Source organism: Terriglobia bacterium (assembly GCA_020073185.1).
Lineage (GTDB): Bacteria > Acidobacteriota > Terriglobia > Terriglobales > Acidobacteriaceae > JAIQGF01.
In genome coordinates this window covers 80,748-96,142 of record JAIQFT010000009.1, presented here as the reverse complement: position 1 = coordinate 96,142, position 15,395 = coordinate 80,748, and the positions used below count along the sequence as shown (strand labels likewise).

At 59.9% G+C, this 15,395-nt stretch carries 14 protein-coding genes; 13 read left to right on the top strand and 1 reads right to left on the bottom strand.

Annotated elements, in window-relative coordinates; all coding sequences use genetic code 11:
• Nucleotides 1–91: 91 nt before the first annotated feature.
• The 11 genes from LAN64_04580 to LAN64_04530 all read left to right on the top strand — a co-directional run bounded on the left by LAN64_04580 (nt 92) and on the right by LAN64_04530 (nt 11,688).
• Nucleotides 92–1,159 carry an NAD-dependent epimerase/dehydratase family protein gene (locus LAN64_04580; GenBank protein MBZ5567110.1) on the top strand — a complete coding sequence of 356 codons (1,068 nt, stop codon included), beginning with the start codon at nt 92–94 and terminating at the stop codon, nt 1,157–1,159.
• Nucleotides 1,160–1,395: 236 nt separating this feature from the next.
• Complete coding sequence (locus LAN64_04575) at nt 1,396–1,986, top strand: FkbM family methyltransferase (protein MBZ5567109.1); 591 nt, start codon at nt 1,396–1,398, stop codon at nt 1,984–1,986.
• A 76-nt stretch (nt 1,987–2,062) separates the two neighbouring features.
• Entirely contained in the window at nt 2,063–3,301 is a 1,239-nt protein-coding gene (locus LAN64_04570) for a glycosyltransferase (GenBank protein MBZ5567108.1), read from the top strand.
• 40 nt (nt 3,302–3,341) lie between these two features.
• Complete coding sequence (locus LAN64_04565) at nt 3,342–4,253, top strand: alpha-1,2-fucosyltransferase (protein ID MBZ5567107.1); 912 nt, start codon at nt 3,342–3,344, stop codon at nt 4,251–4,253.
• Between the two features lie 19 nt (nt 4,254–4,272).
• Nucleotides 4,273–4,500, top strand: coding sequence for a hypothetical protein (locus tag LAN64_04560; protein MBZ5567106.1), 228 nt, complete (start codon nt 4,273–4,275; stop codon nt 4,498–4,500).
• A gap of 34 nt (nt 4,501–4,534) precedes the next feature.
• Nucleotides 4,535–5,926 carry a nucleotide sugar dehydrogenase gene (locus tag LAN64_04555; GenBank protein ID MBZ5567105.1) on the top strand — a complete coding sequence of 464 codons (1,392 nt, stop codon included), beginning with the start codon at nt 4,535–4,537 and terminating at the stop codon, nt 5,924–5,926.
• Between the two features lie 89 nt (nt 5,927–6,015).
• Complete coding sequence (locus LAN64_04550) at nt 6,016–6,756, top strand: class I SAM-dependent methyltransferase (protein MBZ5567104.1); 741 nt, start codon at nt 6,016–6,018, stop codon at nt 6,754–6,756.
• Nucleotides 6,753–7,985: a glycosyltransferase family 4 protein gene (locus LAN64_04545; GenBank protein MBZ5567103.1), complete on the top strand. Its 1,233-nt coding sequence runs from the start codon at nt 6,753–6,755 to the stop codon at nt 7,983–7,985. The genes LAN64_04550 and LAN64_04545 overlap by 4 nt, the downstream gene beginning before the upstream one ends.
• Nucleotides 7,986–8,173: 188 nt before the next feature.
• Complete coding sequence (locus LAN64_04540) at nt 8,174–9,730, top strand: hypothetical protein (protein MBZ5567102.1); 1,557 nt, start codon at nt 8,174–8,176, stop codon at nt 9,728–9,730.
• Between the two features lie 4 nt (nt 9,731–9,734).
• On the top strand, nt 9,735–9,956 hold the full coding sequence (locus tag LAN64_04535; GenBank protein MBZ5567101.1) for a hypothetical protein: 222 nt from the start codon (nt 9,735–9,737) through the stop codon (nt 9,954–9,956).
• A 172-nt stretch (nt 9,957–10,128) separates the two neighbouring features.
• Nucleotides 10,129–11,688, top strand: a complete 1,560-nt coding sequence (locus tag LAN64_04530; protein MBZ5567100.1) for a hypothetical protein — start codon at nt 10,129–10,131, stop codon at nt 11,686–11,688.
• A gap of 285 nt (nt 11,689–11,973) precedes the next feature.
• Here LAN64_04530 and LAN64_04525 read toward each other — a convergent pair whose 3' ends face one another.
• Complete coding sequence (locus LAN64_04525; protein MBZ5567099.1) at nt 11,974–12,303, bottom strand: hypothetical protein; 330 nt, start codon at nt 12,301–12,303, stop codon at nt 11,974–11,976.
• 947 nt (nt 12,304–13,250) lie between these two features.
• On the opposite strand from LAN64_04525, the gene LAN64_04520 reads away from it, so the two are divergent.
• Complete coding sequence (locus LAN64_04520; GenBank protein ID MBZ5567098.1) at nt 13,251–13,871, top strand: hypothetical protein; 621 nt, start codon at nt 13,251–13,253, stop codon at nt 13,869–13,871.
• A 62-nt stretch (nt 13,872–13,933) separates the two neighbouring features.
• On the top strand, nt 13,934–15,310 hold the full coding sequence (locus tag LAN64_04515) for a S8 family serine peptidase (protein ID MBZ5567097.1): 1,377 nt from the start codon (nt 13,934–13,936) through the stop codon (nt 15,308–15,310).
• Nucleotides 15,311–15,395: the final 85 nt, after the last annotated feature.

The following is a 15,395-nucleotide window of genomic DNA, read 5'->3' as shown; positions in this document are numbered from 1 at the left end:
GGAAAGGAATGAAATTGGCAAGCTTTTGGCGCCGGATTGGATTTTTAGGCCTACAATGACAGCACATTTCCGATCTCGGTATGGGAGAAGAATGGAATCTCTTTTGGTGACGGGGTCCTCGGGCCTGATTGGCTCGGAATGTGTCACGTACTTTGACCGCCTGGGATGGCGTGTCCACGGCGTTGACAACAACATGCGCATGTCGTTCTTCGGGCCGGATGGCGACACCACCTGGAACCTGCAACGGCTGCGCAATTGCTGCCGTAACTTCGAACATCACGACCTCGATATCCGCGACCGGGCGAAAATCCTTGGCCTCGTCAAAGACCTGCGTCCCGCTCTGCTGATTCATTGCGCCGCGCAGCCTTCGCACGACCTTGCCAAAGATCGCCCCTTCGACGACTTCGAGATCAACGCCACCGGCACGCTGAACCTGCTGGAGGCCACGCGCCAGTTTGCCAAGGAGTCGCCGTTCGTTTTCATGAGCACGAACAAGGTGTATGGCGACGCCCCCAACGAGCTGCCCCTCAAGGAACTGGAAACGCGCTGGGAGTACGCGCGTGCGGAAGACTGGAACGGCATCAGCGAGTCCTGCCGTATTGACGCCACGCTCCACAGCCTATTCGGCGCGTCGAAGGCGGCGGCCGATCTGGTAGTGCAGGAATACGGGCGCTACTTCCAAATGCCGACGGTGTGTTTTCGTGGCGGATGTTTGACCGGGCCCAACCATGCCAGCGCGGAGTTGCATGGCTTTCTCGCGTACCTGGCGCGCTGCTTCCGCGAGGACCGCCCTTACCGCATCTTCGGCTACAAGGGCAAGCAAGTGCGCGACAACATCCATTCGCAGGATGTGTGCGACGCCTTCTACGCCTTCTACGATGCTCCGCGTTGCGCGGCGGTGTACAACCTGGGCGGCGGGCGGCAGAACTCGGTTTCGATGATCGAAGCCATTCGCCGCATGAGCGACCTGTTCGGCAAGAAGCTCAAGACCGAGTACGTCGAGCAGAACCGCGTCGGCGACCACATCTGCTATATCAGCGACCTGCGCCGTTTCGAGGGCGACTACCCAAGGTGGCGCGTGCGGGTTTCGCTGGACGATATCCTCGAGCAGTTCGTGGCCCCGTTGAAGTCAAGCATGGTGTCTTCTCTGGTTGAGTAACACAAGTGCGCTCGGAACTCCAAATGTTGACCAACGCTGTCTCGACTGGTCGTGGTTTCTTGAAGACGGCCCTGGGCTACACTCCCCTCGGTTCTCCTCTGCGAACATGGTACCGTCGCAGGCGAGCTGTAAAGGACTTGTGCAGTTGGAGTCGAAACGACGAACCCGCGCTCCGTTTCTACGCCCACTTCCTCCGATCCGGCGACCTCTGCTTCGACATTGGGGCGAATCGCGGAATGCGGACGAAGGTGTTCCGCCGCTTAAGCGCGAGGGTGGTCGCGGTGGAGCCGCAAGAATCCTGCATGGCCATTCTGCGCCGCGCCTATGGCCGCGATCCGGAAGTTGCGCTGGTACAGGCCGCATGCGGAGCGGCGAGTGGCCAGGCCATCATGCGCGCTTGCGAACTCGACGTGTTGTCGTCGCTTTCTGACGAGTGGATCACCGCCGTCAGCAATTCGGGAAGGTTTACGCCGGCCTGGACAAAACAGGAGCCCTGCACCTTGATCACGGTTGATGAGCTGATCCGTACCTATGGGTCGCCGGCGTTCATCAAGATTGACGTTGAGGGCTACGAATTACAGGTGCTCAAGGGGCTGAGCCGAGTTGTGCCTTGCCTTTCCTTCGAATTCACGCCTGAACGCTGCGAGGCGGCGGCGGAATGCGCCGAGCGCCTGAGCGGCCTCGGCTTTCGTGAGTTTAACCTCTCGCGGGGAGAGTCTTTCGAGCTGTTGTTCGATCCCTGGGTCCAGCAGGATGAACTGGTACCGCTATTAAGAAGCTATCGTGAAGACACCGTCATCTTCGGAGACGTTTACGCCAGGTCGTAACGTTGGACCCGCACGCGTTGGCATCTCCCGCGTTCGCGGCGATGGCGGGGAGCCAGGCGCAGCGCCTGCCGGAGCAATGGCCGGTACAGCAGCGACCGAGATCGCCGATGGCATGGCGCGTGGGTTGGCCCAATATCCACGGCTGCTGTATATGTGCGACCTTCCGCCCAGCAACCTGAACGGCGGGCCCATCCTGATGCGCCGGTTGCTGGCGGATTACCCGGCTGACCGACTCACCGTCGCCTGCGCGCCCGACTTCCTGCGTCGCGCCGCCGGCACGCTGCTCGACTGCCAGCACGTGACGCTGTTTCGGACCAGCGGTACGGGCCGTTGGGGCTTGGGACGGGTGAAGCAACTGGTTGATTTGCTGGCCGTCCCTCATATCCAGCGCGCGGCGGAAACAATCATCCGCGAAAAGCGAATCGAGGCGGTGCTGACGGTCGCTCAGGACTTGTTTTTCCTGGCTGCGGTCGGCGCGGCACGCAACGTGGGCGTACCCTGCGTTGCTGTGGTGCACGACGATTGGGTGTCCTGCATCGGCCGGCATATGTTCGTGCCGAGGGCAGCCGCGCCCCGGCTGTTCCGGCGCACGTTGCAGCGAGCGAGTCGGGTGTACGCTGTCAGCGCGGGCGTGCAGGACTGGCTCGCCCAGGATTTTGGCGTCGCCTCGCAAGTGCAATTGCCCGCCACTGAGGCGCATGACGAGGTCAGCACCCGCGCACGCAGCGAAAATCCGTTTCGCATCGCCTACACGGGATCCCTCACGGCCGGGCCGATGGTGACTATGGGTTTGCTGGTGAACGTGTTGCTGCACGATTTTGCCGGCCATTCCTGGCAGCTTAATCTCTACGGCGCTTTCGAGCAGACCGCGCGCGACCGCGGTTGGGCCGACCCTCGCATCCGCGCGCATGGCTGGAGCACGCAGGAGCAGGTTCGCGCCGCCTTGCGCGACTCCGACCTGGTGTACCTGCCGATGGGGTTTGATCCCGAGTCGCGGCTTTTCTCTGTCCGCTCTTTCCCCTCCAAGTTCGCCGACTATCTCGCATCCGGCCGGCCTGCGCTGGTCTGCGCTCCTCCGGAAGCCTCCGTCAGCCGATACATTCGCGAGCACGCCTGCGCCGAACTCGTGGAGGAACCTTCGCCGCAGCGGCTCGCCGATGCCCTTCGCACGCTGATGTACAATCCGGAGCGGCGCGAATCGCTAGCCTCTCGCGGCCTCGAAAAATTTCGTGCGTACCACGACATCCGTGTGCAGCAGCAGGAATTCGTCGCTGATTTGCAGCGACTCATCCCAGCCAGGCCGGAGTGCCCGTGATTTCCCAATGCCGGCCGGGCCGTTCGGAGAACGCAAGAGCATGATCGTGGTTCGCTTCGCGGGAGGGCTAGGTAACCAGTTGTTCCAGTATGCGCTCGGCAGGCACCTGTCTTTAATCCACAAACGCCCGTTGCACTTCGATGTCTCCGGCTATACCGACGTCAAGGGTGACCCCAAGGCGGGGATCAGGCTCTTTGGGTTGCATTCGTTCTCCGTCAAGGGCGAGGTCGCAACTCCGGATGTACTGGAGTGCTTTCTGATCTACCGCACGCCGGGGACGCGCGGGCGTCTAGCGCGACTGGCGAACCGTTTCTGCCCTCTCTCCCGGAAACGTTACCTTCAGGAGCCGCCCTCGTCTTATTGGCAGTTTTACCCACCTGTGCTGACATCGCCCCTCGCCGAACCCGTTTGTCTGGTGGGCAACTGGCAAAGCCAAAAATACTTTTCGCATATCGCCGCTACCCTTCGCGAAGAAGTTAGTCTGAGGTCACCGGCCGATGGCCAGAATGCCGCCATGCTGGCCGCGATTTCCGCGAGTAATTCGGTAGCGGTGCATGTCCGCCGCGGTGACCGCTACCACGGCGAAGGCCTGTATGGCGTTCTGCCGGTCGCCTACTACCATGCGGCGGCCGGCGCTATCGCCGGCAAGGTATCCCGGCCGCACTTCTATGTTTTTTCTGATGAACCAGAGTGGGCCCGGGAAGTGCTCGCCCTGCCGGGTCCGACCGTGTTTGTTTCCCACAATGGCGATGAGAAAAACCACGAAGATCTGCGGTTGATGGCCGCGTGCAAGCACCACATCATCGCCAACAGCAGCTTCAGTTGGTGGGCAGCCTGGCTGGGGAAAAAGGACAATCAACTGGTGTATGCGCCGACTAAATACCAAATCGGCTCGAATTGCGACTATAGCGACTACTACCCTGCAGAGTGGAACCTGCTGGATGCCGGTTAGCGCGGAGAGACACGAACCAATGGCGAGGGTTTTTCGCGGTGTTGGCGTCGATGCAGTCCGGAATCAGTTCACCATTGACGACATTTTCGTGGAACACATTTTCCCCTATCGTGTAGAGGACTACGTGCAGTACCGGTACGTTCGCGAATGGTACTTTCGGTGGATGCCAGCCGGCATGTACCGCGGCCTCGATCGTCGTCTGGGCTGGCACTTATGCGTGACCGCCCATCCGGTGGCATTGGAGTAACAATAATCAATCCATCTCAGGATGATCCGTCCCCATGAAACGGACCTATTCGATCATCGGTCTCGGCAAGCTGGGTGCCAGCATGGCGGCCGCGATTGCGAGCAAAGGGTTCGATGTCATCGGCGTTGACGTCAACCACCAGTCGGTGGATCTGCTGAATTCCGGCCATGCTCCGATCCAGGAAACCGGCCTCGAGCAACTGGTCGAAGCCAACCGTTCGCGGCTGCGCGCCACCCTGGACCACCGCGACGCCATCCTCAATTCCGATGTCTCGTTCGTCATCGTTCCCACCCCCAGCGACGAACGCGGCGCTTTCTCGCTGCAGTACGCCTCCTGGGCGTTCCGTGAAATCGGTCGCGCTCTCCGCGAAAAGTCTTCTTATCATCTCGTGGTGCTTACCAGTACGGTTCTGCCAGGCTCGACCCGGCATGGCCTGGTGCCTATCCTGGAGCGCGCATCTGGCAAGCAGGCCGGCCGCGACTTTGGCGCGTGCTACAGCCCGGAATTCATCGCCCTGGGCAGTGTCATTCACGATTTTCTCCATCCCGACTTCACTCTCGTCGGCGAATTCGACCAGCGTTCCGGCGGCCTGCTGCAGGCCTGCTATGCCGACATCATGAACGATGATCCGCCCTGCCGCCGCATGAGCTTGGAGAACGCGGAGCTAACCAAGATCGCGATCAATGCTTATGTCACCACCAAGATCACCTTCGCCAACATGCTGGCCGACATCTGCGAGCATATTCCGGGCGGCGATATTGATGTTGTCACCGATGCTCTGGGCGCCGACAGCCGCATCGGCCGCAAGTACCTGACCGGAGCGCTCGGCTACGGGGGGCCGTGTTTTCCTCGCGACAACGTTGCTCTAGGCTTCTTCGCGCGCGCTGTCGGCACGCGAGCCGAACTCGCCGAGACCACGGAGCAGAGCAATCGCGGCCTCGCCGATAAGATTGTCCGCCAACTTCGCGGCTTGATTGGACGAGGCGAATCGGTTGCCGTACTCGGCCTGGCCTACAAGCCGAACTCCCATGTCATCGAGGAATCCCAGGGTGTCTTTCTGGCCAAGGCGCTGTCCAAAGCGGGCGCGCGCGTGGTCGCATATGACCCGCTGGCAGGCGCGGCTGCGCGCAGCGCGCTCCTCTATTCCGCTGTGGTTCTTGACTCTGTCGCCGCGTGTCTCGCCGAGGCCGACGTCGCACTTATCACCACCCCCGATCCGGAATTCCACCGGCTCAGCGCCGCCGATTTTCCCGTACGCCCCAATGGCATCACCGTGGTGGACTTCTGGCGCATCCTCAGGGGCCAGCTCTCCGGCGCCAAGCATGTCCGCTATGTTCCGATCGGCTGCAGCCGGCGTGATGCGGAAAATGCCGCTGCCCTGATTGCGCTCTGGGAGGGCATCGCCACCTCCGAGACAGGAGCCTGAATGCGCCTCGCGCTCGCACAGATCAATACCCGCGTTGCCGAGCTGACGGCGGACGATCAAGGCGCAAACCCAGCGGAAGGGTCTGGACTATGACACAGGCGAATTCGCAGTACGATGCATGGCATGAACGGGTTAGCACCTGGGAGCAGGATAGCTCGGAACGATTATTCGCCTGGCACAAGACCGTGCTCAAGCTGCTTCCGCCAATCGACGGGAAAGAGGTTCTCGAGGTTGGGTGCGGCAGAGGCGATTTCAGCATCTACCTCGCGCGGAAGTATCCCGCAGCGCGGATTACCGGCGTCGATTTTTCCCCAAAAGCCATTGACATTGCTCGCACGAGATGTGATGAGCGGTTAACCAACTTGTGCTTCGAAACTGGCGATGCCGAGTCGCTACGTTTCTCTTCCGAAACCTTCGACTTCGTGATCTCCTGCGAGTGCCTGGAACATGTTTTGCATCCGGAAACAATGGCCGCGGAGATTTCCCGGGTGCTGAAGCCGCGAGGGCAGTTCATTCTAACGACACCGAATCATCTCAACGGAATGATGCTTTCGTGGCTGAAATCATGGGCAACAAAAACCCCGTTCGATTCCGGTTGGGGCGCCCAGCCGCACGAAAATTTCTTTCTTTATTGGCGTGTCAAGTCGCTGTTGCAAGCCGGCGGGTTGGCCGTCGAGCACATGGAGAGCAGCCACTTCCAATGGCTTCTTCTCCCCCGCACTGCCCCGCACAAGCTGTGCACGGAGGATTTCAACAGCGGATTCTGGAAACGAGTGTTCCGACCGTTTGGAGTGCACTTTACGTTTCAAGGCTCGAAGCGGGTGAAATGAAACTGCCGGCGAACGATCCCCGTGCGGAAGGGACGGCAGGCTCGTCACTGCACGGCGGGCGCTCGCTGGGTCGTGTGGCTGTTCTTTTCAACTCACCATTCTTGTACGGGATGGAGCGCGCGGTCATCGAACTGTTCAGCGTGCTCAGGCCGGAGATCGAGGCGCTGTTTGTCATGACGCATGTCACGCTCCGTGAGAACCTGCCTGTGTTGAGGCAGATCGAGGCCCGCGGACTGCCGCACGTTTTTTGGCCTGACCACAAACCGTGGCCGAGGCTTGGGAAGCCACGCTCGCTGTCTCACCTGCTGCGGATGATATGGGCATGGGTACGAGGGAGCATCGCGCTGTTTAAGAGCGGCGCAGGAAGGGATGCCTTGTATGTCGGCTCCTTGTTCGCATCCCCATACGGTATGCCGCTGGCGTTTTACTACCGATCGCGCGGGCGGCGCGTGGTGCACCACTTTCACGATCTCAACAACAACCGATTGCTGATGAGGGCCTGGGCGCCATTTGTGACCGATTTTGTCCACAACTCCCGCTTCGGACTGGAGGCCGTCCTGCAGGACCATCCGTACTTGCGCAAGAAGCGAAACCACCTACTGCCGTACATCATGGACCTTGCCGCTCCGGCGCCTTGGCCGGGCGCTGACGCCCGCAAGCGCAACTTGGTGTTTGCTGGACGCGTATCATCGCAAAAGGGCATCGATTACCTGCTTGAGGCATTCGCGCGAGTCGCAGCCGGCTATCCCGACACCACGTTGCACATCGTGGGCACCTGCGCAAAAGAGTACGAAGAGGAGTTCGAGAGCCGGCTGAGCGCGGCGCAAGGGATGGCCGACGTGAAGTTCTGGGGATACCTTGAAAACGTCATCGACCTGCTGGGATCCGCGTACTTGCATGTGCAATCTACACCGCCAAGCCGATGCCACGAATCGTTTCCCCGCATCGCGCTGGAAGCGATGGCTTCCGGTGTGCCATCCGTATGTTTCCGAAGCGGTGGTTTGCAAGACATGATCAAGGATGGCGTCACGGGAATTCTGTGCGCTGAGGAAACCGTCGAGGCGCTCGCGGATGCGATCGGACGATTCCTCGCCGACCCGGATTTGCGCGAGCGTTGCGGAAAAAATGCGCGGGAAACTTACCTCCGCGAGTACTCGGCGGCAAAACTTCGGGGGCGTTGGTTGAAACTGCTCGCCCGCAGGGGTGCTGAATGTGCCGCCAACGAATAGACATGGCACCGGCATCCATTGGGTTGTCAGGATTGTTTCTCCGGATGGTGCGTAGGGTTATGCTAGGATATGGCTCCAATCCGTTTACACCGTACGATGAGCGCATTGATGAGCTTCGGGCGTGTCGCGCGGGCGGACGCGACGGACAAAGATCGCCACGACCGCGACTGAATCCACGTGCCTAAATCATGCAGCTTCAAAGCACACGACCGGCGCAGCGGGCCAAGAGCATCTTTGAACGCGGCATCGCTCAAGTCCATCGCTTCGTAACGCTGCCTGGCATCGTCACCCTTGTCATCTGGGCGACCGGCACCGGACGCGCCACTCTCCTACAGACCGTTCTCTCCTACCTGCTGCTGCAGCTCGCTTGGGGTTACTGGGTCCACTGGAAGCAAAAACCGGATGGAGAAAAGGACTTCCCGCTCTTTACCGTGATCGCCACCATGTACTGGCTGGCGTATGGGCTGCCCGTCTTCTGGAATTTGAAAGATGCTTGGACGTTTCGCAACTCCCGCCCGCTGACCGAAGCTGGCGTGGCTCGTGCGCTTGCTCTGGCCCTGGTGGCGGTGGTGTCTTTGTTTGTGGGCATGCATCTGGGGATTTTCCGCCGCCTGCGGCGTGCTCGCACCCTGGACCTGCGTGACGCGGCCTTCTCTCCCAAATACCTGGCGGTGGTAATGCTGGTGGGGCCCCTGCTGGGCAATTCCTCCATGACCTATATTTTTGGGTTGGGGTTCCGGCAGTTGATGATCATTCTGCGCAGCACCGTGCCGCTGGCTGCCTTCGCTATTCTGCTGCGCCGTCGTTTGATGCGCCCCGTGCCCACATTCGAAGGCGCCGCGTTGATCGTTTTCGGCGGCATGACCATCGGCTTGGGGCTGGCCTCCGGCTGGATCGGCACCGGCGCTGCCGTTATGGTAATCGCCGGTTCGGTTCTGGTGGATACGCGCTTCAAGATCCCCAAAGCCGCGCTTGCCTTCGCCTTCGCTTTCGCCATCTTCTTGCAGCCGGTGAAAGGCGAGTTCCGCACCCAGTATTGGGGAGTGGAGGGGCAAACATCGCAGACCCACCGCGCCGCCGACTGGGTTACCACCGCCCTGCAATGGTGGGGAGCGACTCTTTCAGATTCGAGTTCCACGACCTTTCATGACACGCTCTATTCCTCCGTCGACCGGTTCTCACTCCTGCAGCAGACCGCCTACGTGATGGAGCTTACACCCATCGTCATTCCCTACCAGGGCAGCTTCATGTACAGGTACATGGCCGTCACCCTGATACCGCGTGCCCTATGGCCCGACAAGCCGACGGTGAACGAGGCCAATCGCCTTTACCAGGTGACCTACGGATTGACCGCGGTGCGCAATCTTGGAGGCGTTTCCATATCGGTGGGTATGGCAGCGGAAAGCTATATTGCCTATGGTTGGGTAGGCACAATTTGCATCATGACGCTGGTCGGGATCATTCTGGAAGGGCTGGCAAGCGTCTGCCTGGCGCGCAACGCTGGTGTCCTCATGAAGGGAATCGGCCTGGCACTGGTGCCGTCACTGGCGGGTATCGAAGGGCAAATGGCGCAATATCTCGGCGGCTTGGCACAGCAGATCCTGGTGACGATTGTCGTCATGCTGCCGATCGCTTGTATTCGCCAACGACGAATACTCCCCGCCGTTCAAAACCGCGTTTTACGGACTAGTACAGCTCTGCGCATGATGCGCCAAAACTTGGTTCGATCTCCAATAGTGCGTTGAATTGTTGGGGCGGCTGGCAGCAGCGCGCGCGACCGTGGTTGCCCCGGGGGTCGGGCGCGGCGGCATCATCGCGCTCCGCGATTGCCGCTTGGCCGCGAATTCCCCAGATTACCTGGGCCGCCATCGCTTCTACGACGACGATGTGCGCAACCTGACCGGCGTGCGCGAGATTGCGTCGGCCGATTCACTCGTCATTCTTCGTGTCTCGGGATTTGAAAAAGGCTAGTCTAGCCGCCGCGAAACACATTACTCGCGGTCGTACCCTCTTGGGGACTGGGTATGCCCCGGTTGCGTGGTACGATTAGCCTATACATAAGCAGACGAGAGCGTACCGCACTGGCGAGTGCGATGCATTGGGACCGACTCCGCGGACGATTGGAATTTACAGATAGCAAAGGATGCATCCCCAGCGCACACGACCGGCGGAACAGGCCAAGGGCACCCTCGAACGCGGCATTTTCCAGGCATCCCGCTATGTAACGCCGCCGATCATCGCCACCCTCATCATCTGGGCGACCGGCACCGGGCGTGCCACTCTCCCGCAGATTCTCCTTTCCCACCTGCTGCTGCAACTCGCTTGGGGTTACTGGGTCTACTGGAAACAAAAGCCGGACGGGGAAAAGGACTTCCCGCTGTTTACCGCGATAGCCACCATGTACTGGCTGGCCTACGGGATGCCCGTCTTCTGGAATTTGCAAGATGCGTGGACGTTTCGCAACACGCGCCCGCTGACCGAAGGCGGTGTGACTCGTTCGCTTACTCTAGCCCTGGTGGCGGTGGTGTCTTTGCTGGTGGGCATGCATCTGGGAATTTTCCGCCGTCTGCGCCACGCCCCTATGCTGGACCTGCGCGACGCCAGAATCTCCCCGAAATACGTCGCCATCGTGATGCTGCTGGGGCCGCTGCTGAGCAATTCTTCGATGACGTACGTTTTCGGCTCGGGTTTACGCCAGGTAATGGTGATTCTGCGCAGCACGGTGCCGCAGGCCGCGTTCGCCATTCTGCTGCGCCGTCGTCTGCTGCGGCCGGTCCCGCCCTTCGAGCGCGTTGCATTGATCATTTTCATTGCCTTGACCATCGGCATGGGAGTGGCCTCCGGCTGGATCGGCACCGGCGCCGGCGTCATGGTCATCGCCGGCTCAGTTCTGGTAGATACGCGCTTCAAGGTCCCCAAATCCGCGCTCGCCTTAGCCTTTGCTTTTGCCATCTTCTTGCAACCGGCGAAAGAGCAGTTCCGCAGCCAGTATTGGGGCGCAGAGAGAGAAACTACCCAGGCCCACCGTGCCACCGACTGGGTTACCAGCGCGCTGCACCATTGGGAAGCCACACTTTCAGATTCGAATCCGGCCGCCTTTCGTGACACGCTCTATTCCTCCGTCGCCCGTTTCTCGCTCATGCAGCAGACAGCCAACGTGATGGAGGTTACGCCCAGCGTTATTCCCTACCAGGGCAGCTTCATGTACAGGTACATGGCCGTCACCGTAATACCCCGCGCCTTGTGGCCCGACAAGCCGTCGGTGAACGAGGCCAATCGCTTTTACCAGGTGACGTACGGATTGACCAGCGAGCGCAACCTCGACGGCGTCTCCATTTCCGTCGGCGTGGCGGCGGAAAGTTACATTGCCTACGGGTGGTTCGGAACGGTCGGCATCATGATGCTGATCGGCGTCGTTCTGGACGGGATCGCAACGGTCTGCCTGGCGCGCAACTCCGGCGTCCTCATGAAAGGCATCGGCCTGGCACTGGTGCCGTCACTGGTGGGTATCGAAGCGCAAATGGCGCAATACCTCGGGGGATTGTTGCAGCAAGCCTTGGTCACCATTGCGGTGATGCTGCCGATTGTGCAAGTGCGCCGGCGAGTCCCATCTTTCGGCCGCTTTCTCCGCCGTCCGATGCGGGTTCCCGCTACGCCGCGACGCATGCTCGGAGCCGTGAGGGCGCCCCAAGCCACAAGGTGATCGTCCTCGGTGGACAAGTCGAGCGCAGTACTAGCGAACCGTAGCGACTTCTCTCTCCATGGCGACGGCGTCAAGCAGCCGGCGGAGGTCGGCGCTGGAGGAAGCGGTGGCGGCCTTTCGGGAATACACGCGGAAGCGCGTGCCGACCAAGGACCACCCGGTCGGTTCGGGAAAACAAGCCATGCTTGATAAGGCAGGTACGCCAATGACCAGCCAACACGCCCCATTTCATCAGGGGAGAGCGAATCTCAGTGCTAATTCGGGAGTGGCTTTCGCATTCGTCGCTCAAGCATGCACTCGATACGCGACCTCGAAGTCAGGCAAATCGAGCCGAGTGTTTCGGGCCACGCGGCGACCTCGCCGGGTACGGTGGGAAGGGGCCACTTGTCGAGCCATGAGGAGAATGTCCCCAGGGGTCATCCGCTCGATCTCCGCAGCAATGCCGTATTGGCCAAAACATGAACTGACGCGAACGACACGCCCATGACAGCAAACCATGCCCGTTAAAGGCAATCCCAGTCCTTCCGGCAGCACGAGGAGAATGGCGATGTCGCAGCCTGCTCCAAAAAAAGCGTCAGTGATGAAGAAAAGTCCTCGGGTGCCAATGTTCTTCATGGAGGCTGCAAGAGTGTGCTGCCCCGAAGTCACGATCGCCGGAGTCGCACATGGCATCCGTTGCTGGCCTCGTCGTTCATGGACAGAGTCGGCTGGGAGTGTCTCCCGATATGTCTTGTTCAGCCAAGAATTCTGCATCATTGCCATTTCTTCTCTCCCGTTGATCCGGCATCACCTATCTTCTCAGGCGCAAGACAGGAAACGTAATGCGGACTCTCGCAGGAAAACGGCCTGGGATTCCCACTCTCCAAGATCGCGAGCGGGCGGCTTGGGCAGCGAGGGGAAGAGAGCAATCCTGGCAACCCCAGGCCCAGGTTTGTGTATGTAGGGTACCGGAGCGCGCCGGAAATATAGGAGCGCCTCGGATACGAAAAAAAAATATTGCCGAAACACTTGGCAGGTACATCCATGTCAAGAACTCGGCCCAACAGCTGTAGAAAGTCTTCAACAGAGTTGACACACCGAGCTGAGAGGGAGTAAGAAATATCCTCTGCTATTGAGCGTGGGTAAGGGTCGCTCGTGGTTCAAGGGTCTCTTCGAATACGAGTCAGTTCGCAATCCTTCCGCGATTCTTAGAGCCATATAGCGGCCAGGCACGCCGGCTCCCGGATCAGGCGCAGCGAAGCAGTCGGCATTTATTAGGTTCCACTCCCGGTGAGCAGAAAACCTAGTAGCTATTCCACGGACGGGGTAACTGAGTTGATGCCCTCTTCCAAGTCATTGAATTTGCGACATCAAGAATTGCCGAATGTTTCGTGAGATAGCTTCTCGACAGCGAGTATTGTGCGGCTGGCATCGTGTCTTGAACAACGAGGTTGAGAAACTGGGCGCCAAATGGACAAGAAAGTGCGCGGGCATATATTTTCCTCTGCGCCTCGGAACCCTAACTTAGGTTGGGATAACTCCAAATTAGGCTGGTAATGAACCAGTCCGCAGAGGAAATGATAGTGAATCATTACGACGCAACCAAGTGGATCGATTTTGTGCGTGGCGTGTTAGTTGGGCGGGAACGCGAAGCGATGCAAGCGCACCTCAAGACAGCGTGCGCCCGGTGCGGCCGGACTGCCCGGCTTCTCGGTGCTGCAGCTGAGGTGGGGGCTTCCGATTCGCGGTGGGATGTGCCGGACTCCGTCGTCCAAACGGCCCGATCATTCTTTGCGCTGCAACGACCGGAAAAGGTACATATCCTGCCGCGCATAGTCGCCAAGCTGGTGTACGACAGCTTTCGTGATCCTCTGCCGGCAGGTGTGCGCATGCAACATCGCCTCAGCCGCCAGGCACTCTACGAGGCCGGGCGTTATTCCGTGGATGTGCGGCTGGAGCACGAGCGCGGTTGCGCGCGCATCAACTTGGTGGGGCAGATTGCCGACCGTGAGCAACCGACGACCGACCTGGGTGACGTGCCGGTCCTATTGATGTCGGGCAAGGCGGTGATTGCGCGCACGCTCAGCAATCGCTTTGGCGAGTTCCAGATGGAATATGAGCCCGCCCGGCACCTCTGGTTGTATGTTCCGGTAGAACAACGCGGTAAAGGCCTTGAGGTTCGGCTTGGGGTTGATGTCAGGTAAGCAGCTCCGGGCTTGGTTTCAGGGCGGGACCTTCCTGCTCCAGGTACTACAGAGAGGTTAGGATGAAAGCTGTTATCAATCGTCTCTTGGTTTTTTTATTGCTTACCGGCTTGTCGGTGGCGGGCTACGGCCAGTCTGCGCCGTCGGGCAGCCGGTTCATTGTGCGAGCGCCGGGAAACGACCAACAGGTAGCCTCCGACCATGGGCTGAGCGATGTCGCCTCTGTTCCCACGCAGGGCGTTGCCCTGATGGCACCTTTCGACCCAGCCCAGTCGCAGCAAGTTTTTTCCGACTTGCAGTCCGATCCGCGAGTGCAGCGAGCGGAGCAGGATTTCACGGCGCTGGTCGCGGAGGTCTCTAACGCTAGCGCTGCCCGGCTTGACCAGTCCACCGCCGCCATCCTGGATAAACTTTTCGACCCCACCCTCGTCTCCTATTATGGTTCCACCGCGGCTAAGGGTTACGTTAATCAGCCCGCCACTGCGCTCATCCGTTTGAACTGCGCGCAATCAAACTACGGCGCCACCGGGACGGGAATCGTCGCCATCATCGACACCGGAGTGGACCCCAATCACCCCGTCCTGCAGTCGGCGCTGGTGGCGGGATATGACTTCACGCGCAACGTGGCCGGCATCCCGTCGGAGATGAATGATTTGCCGCCAGCCACCGCTGCCGTCCTCACTTCAGCGGGACAGGCCATGCTGAACCAAAACGGAGTCGCGGTAGTGAACCAGTCCACCGCCGCCATTCTGGACCAGTCCACGGCCGCCATCCTTGATCCGCTGACACTTCCGCCGGCGTTCGGTCACGGCACCATGGTTGCGGGTATCGTGCACCTGGCCGCTCCCAATGCCCGCATCATGCCCTTGAAGGTATTTCAGGGCGACGGCACGGCCAGCCTGTTCGACATCATTCGGGCTATTTATTTCGCTGTGGATCACGGAGCGAAGGTCATCAATCTGAGCTTCAGCATCCTCTCCAATTCTGCCGAGTTCATGCGCGCTCTCAACTATGCGCGCCTGCATAACGTGGTTGTCGTGGCCTCGGTGGGAAACTCGGGGACTTCGACAATCGTCTACCCTGCGGGGATGAAGAACGTCATTGGAGTGGCGTCCACCGATAACATCGGCAGACTCAGCAAGTTCTCCAATTTTGGCGCCCACATCGTTGACCTGGGAGCTCCCGGCGAAGGTGTCATCACCACCTATCCAGGCAACAACTACGCTGCTGCCTGGGGTACGTCCTTTAGTGCTCCCTTCGTTGCCGGCGGTATGGCCTTGTTGAAGCAGTTCTGGTCGAAGATGCCGATGTCCGAAGCCCTGGAAGCTTTTTCCAACAATAATAAATTTAACCTCGACTCTGGGTACGGCGCCCTGGATTTATGCGATTCGGTGGAATACATCAAGGCGGAACTCCCCACCATAACCATATCCAACTGATAGTTGTGTAACCGGGGTCAAGGTCTCACTGAAGGCGCACCTTTCCGCAGCGGTCTGCCGCCTTCATTTCCCCCTTGCGCTCGCC

Bases quoted from the DNA above. Each gene is read 5' to 3' on its own strand.
- LAN64_04580 (MBZ5567110.1), top strand. From the start codon at position 92: ATGGAATCTCTTTTGGTGACGGGGTCCTCGGGCCTGATTGGCTCGGAA.
- LAN64_04575 (MBZ5567109.1), top strand. From the start codon at position 1,396: ATGCGGACGAAGGTGTTCCGCCGCTTAAGCGCGAGGGTGGTCGCGGTG.
- LAN64_04570 (MBZ5567108.1), top strand. From the start codon at position 2,063: ATGGCCGGTACAGCAGCGACCGAGATCGCCGATGGCATGGCGCGTGGG.
- LAN64_04565 (MBZ5567107.1), top strand. From the start codon at position 3,342: ATGATCGTGGTTCGCTTCGCGGGAGGGCTAGGTAACCAGTTGTTCCAG.
- LAN64_04560 (MBZ5567106.1), top strand. From the start codon at position 4,273: ATGGCGAGGGTTTTTCGCGGTGTTGGCGTCGATGCAGTCCGGAATCAG.
- LAN64_04555 (MBZ5567105.1), top strand. From the start codon at position 4,535: ATGAAACGGACCTATTCGATCATCGGTCTCGGCAAGCTGGGTGCCAGC.
- LAN64_04550 (MBZ5567104.1), top strand. From the start codon at position 6,016: ATGACACAGGCGAATTCGCAGTACGATGCATGGCATGAACGGGTTAGC.
- LAN64_04545 (MBZ5567103.1), top strand. From the start codon at position 6,753: ATGAAACTGCCGGCGAACGATCCCCGTGCGGAAGGGACGGCAGGCTCG.
- LAN64_04540 (MBZ5567102.1), top strand. From the start codon at position 8,174: ATGCAGCTTCAAAGCACACGACCGGCGCAGCGGGCCAAGAGCATCTTT.
- LAN64_04530 (MBZ5567100.1), top strand. From the start codon at position 10,129: ATGCATCCCCAGCGCACACGACCGGCGGAACAGGCCAAGGGCACCCTC.
- LAN64_04525 (MBZ5567099.1), bottom strand. From the start codon at position 12,303: ATGAAGAACATTGGCACCCGAGGACTTTTCTTCATCACTGACGCTTTT.
- LAN64_04515 (MBZ5567097.1), top strand. From the start codon at position 13,934: ATGAAAGCTGTTATCAATCGTCTCTTGGTTTTTTTATTGCTTACCGGC.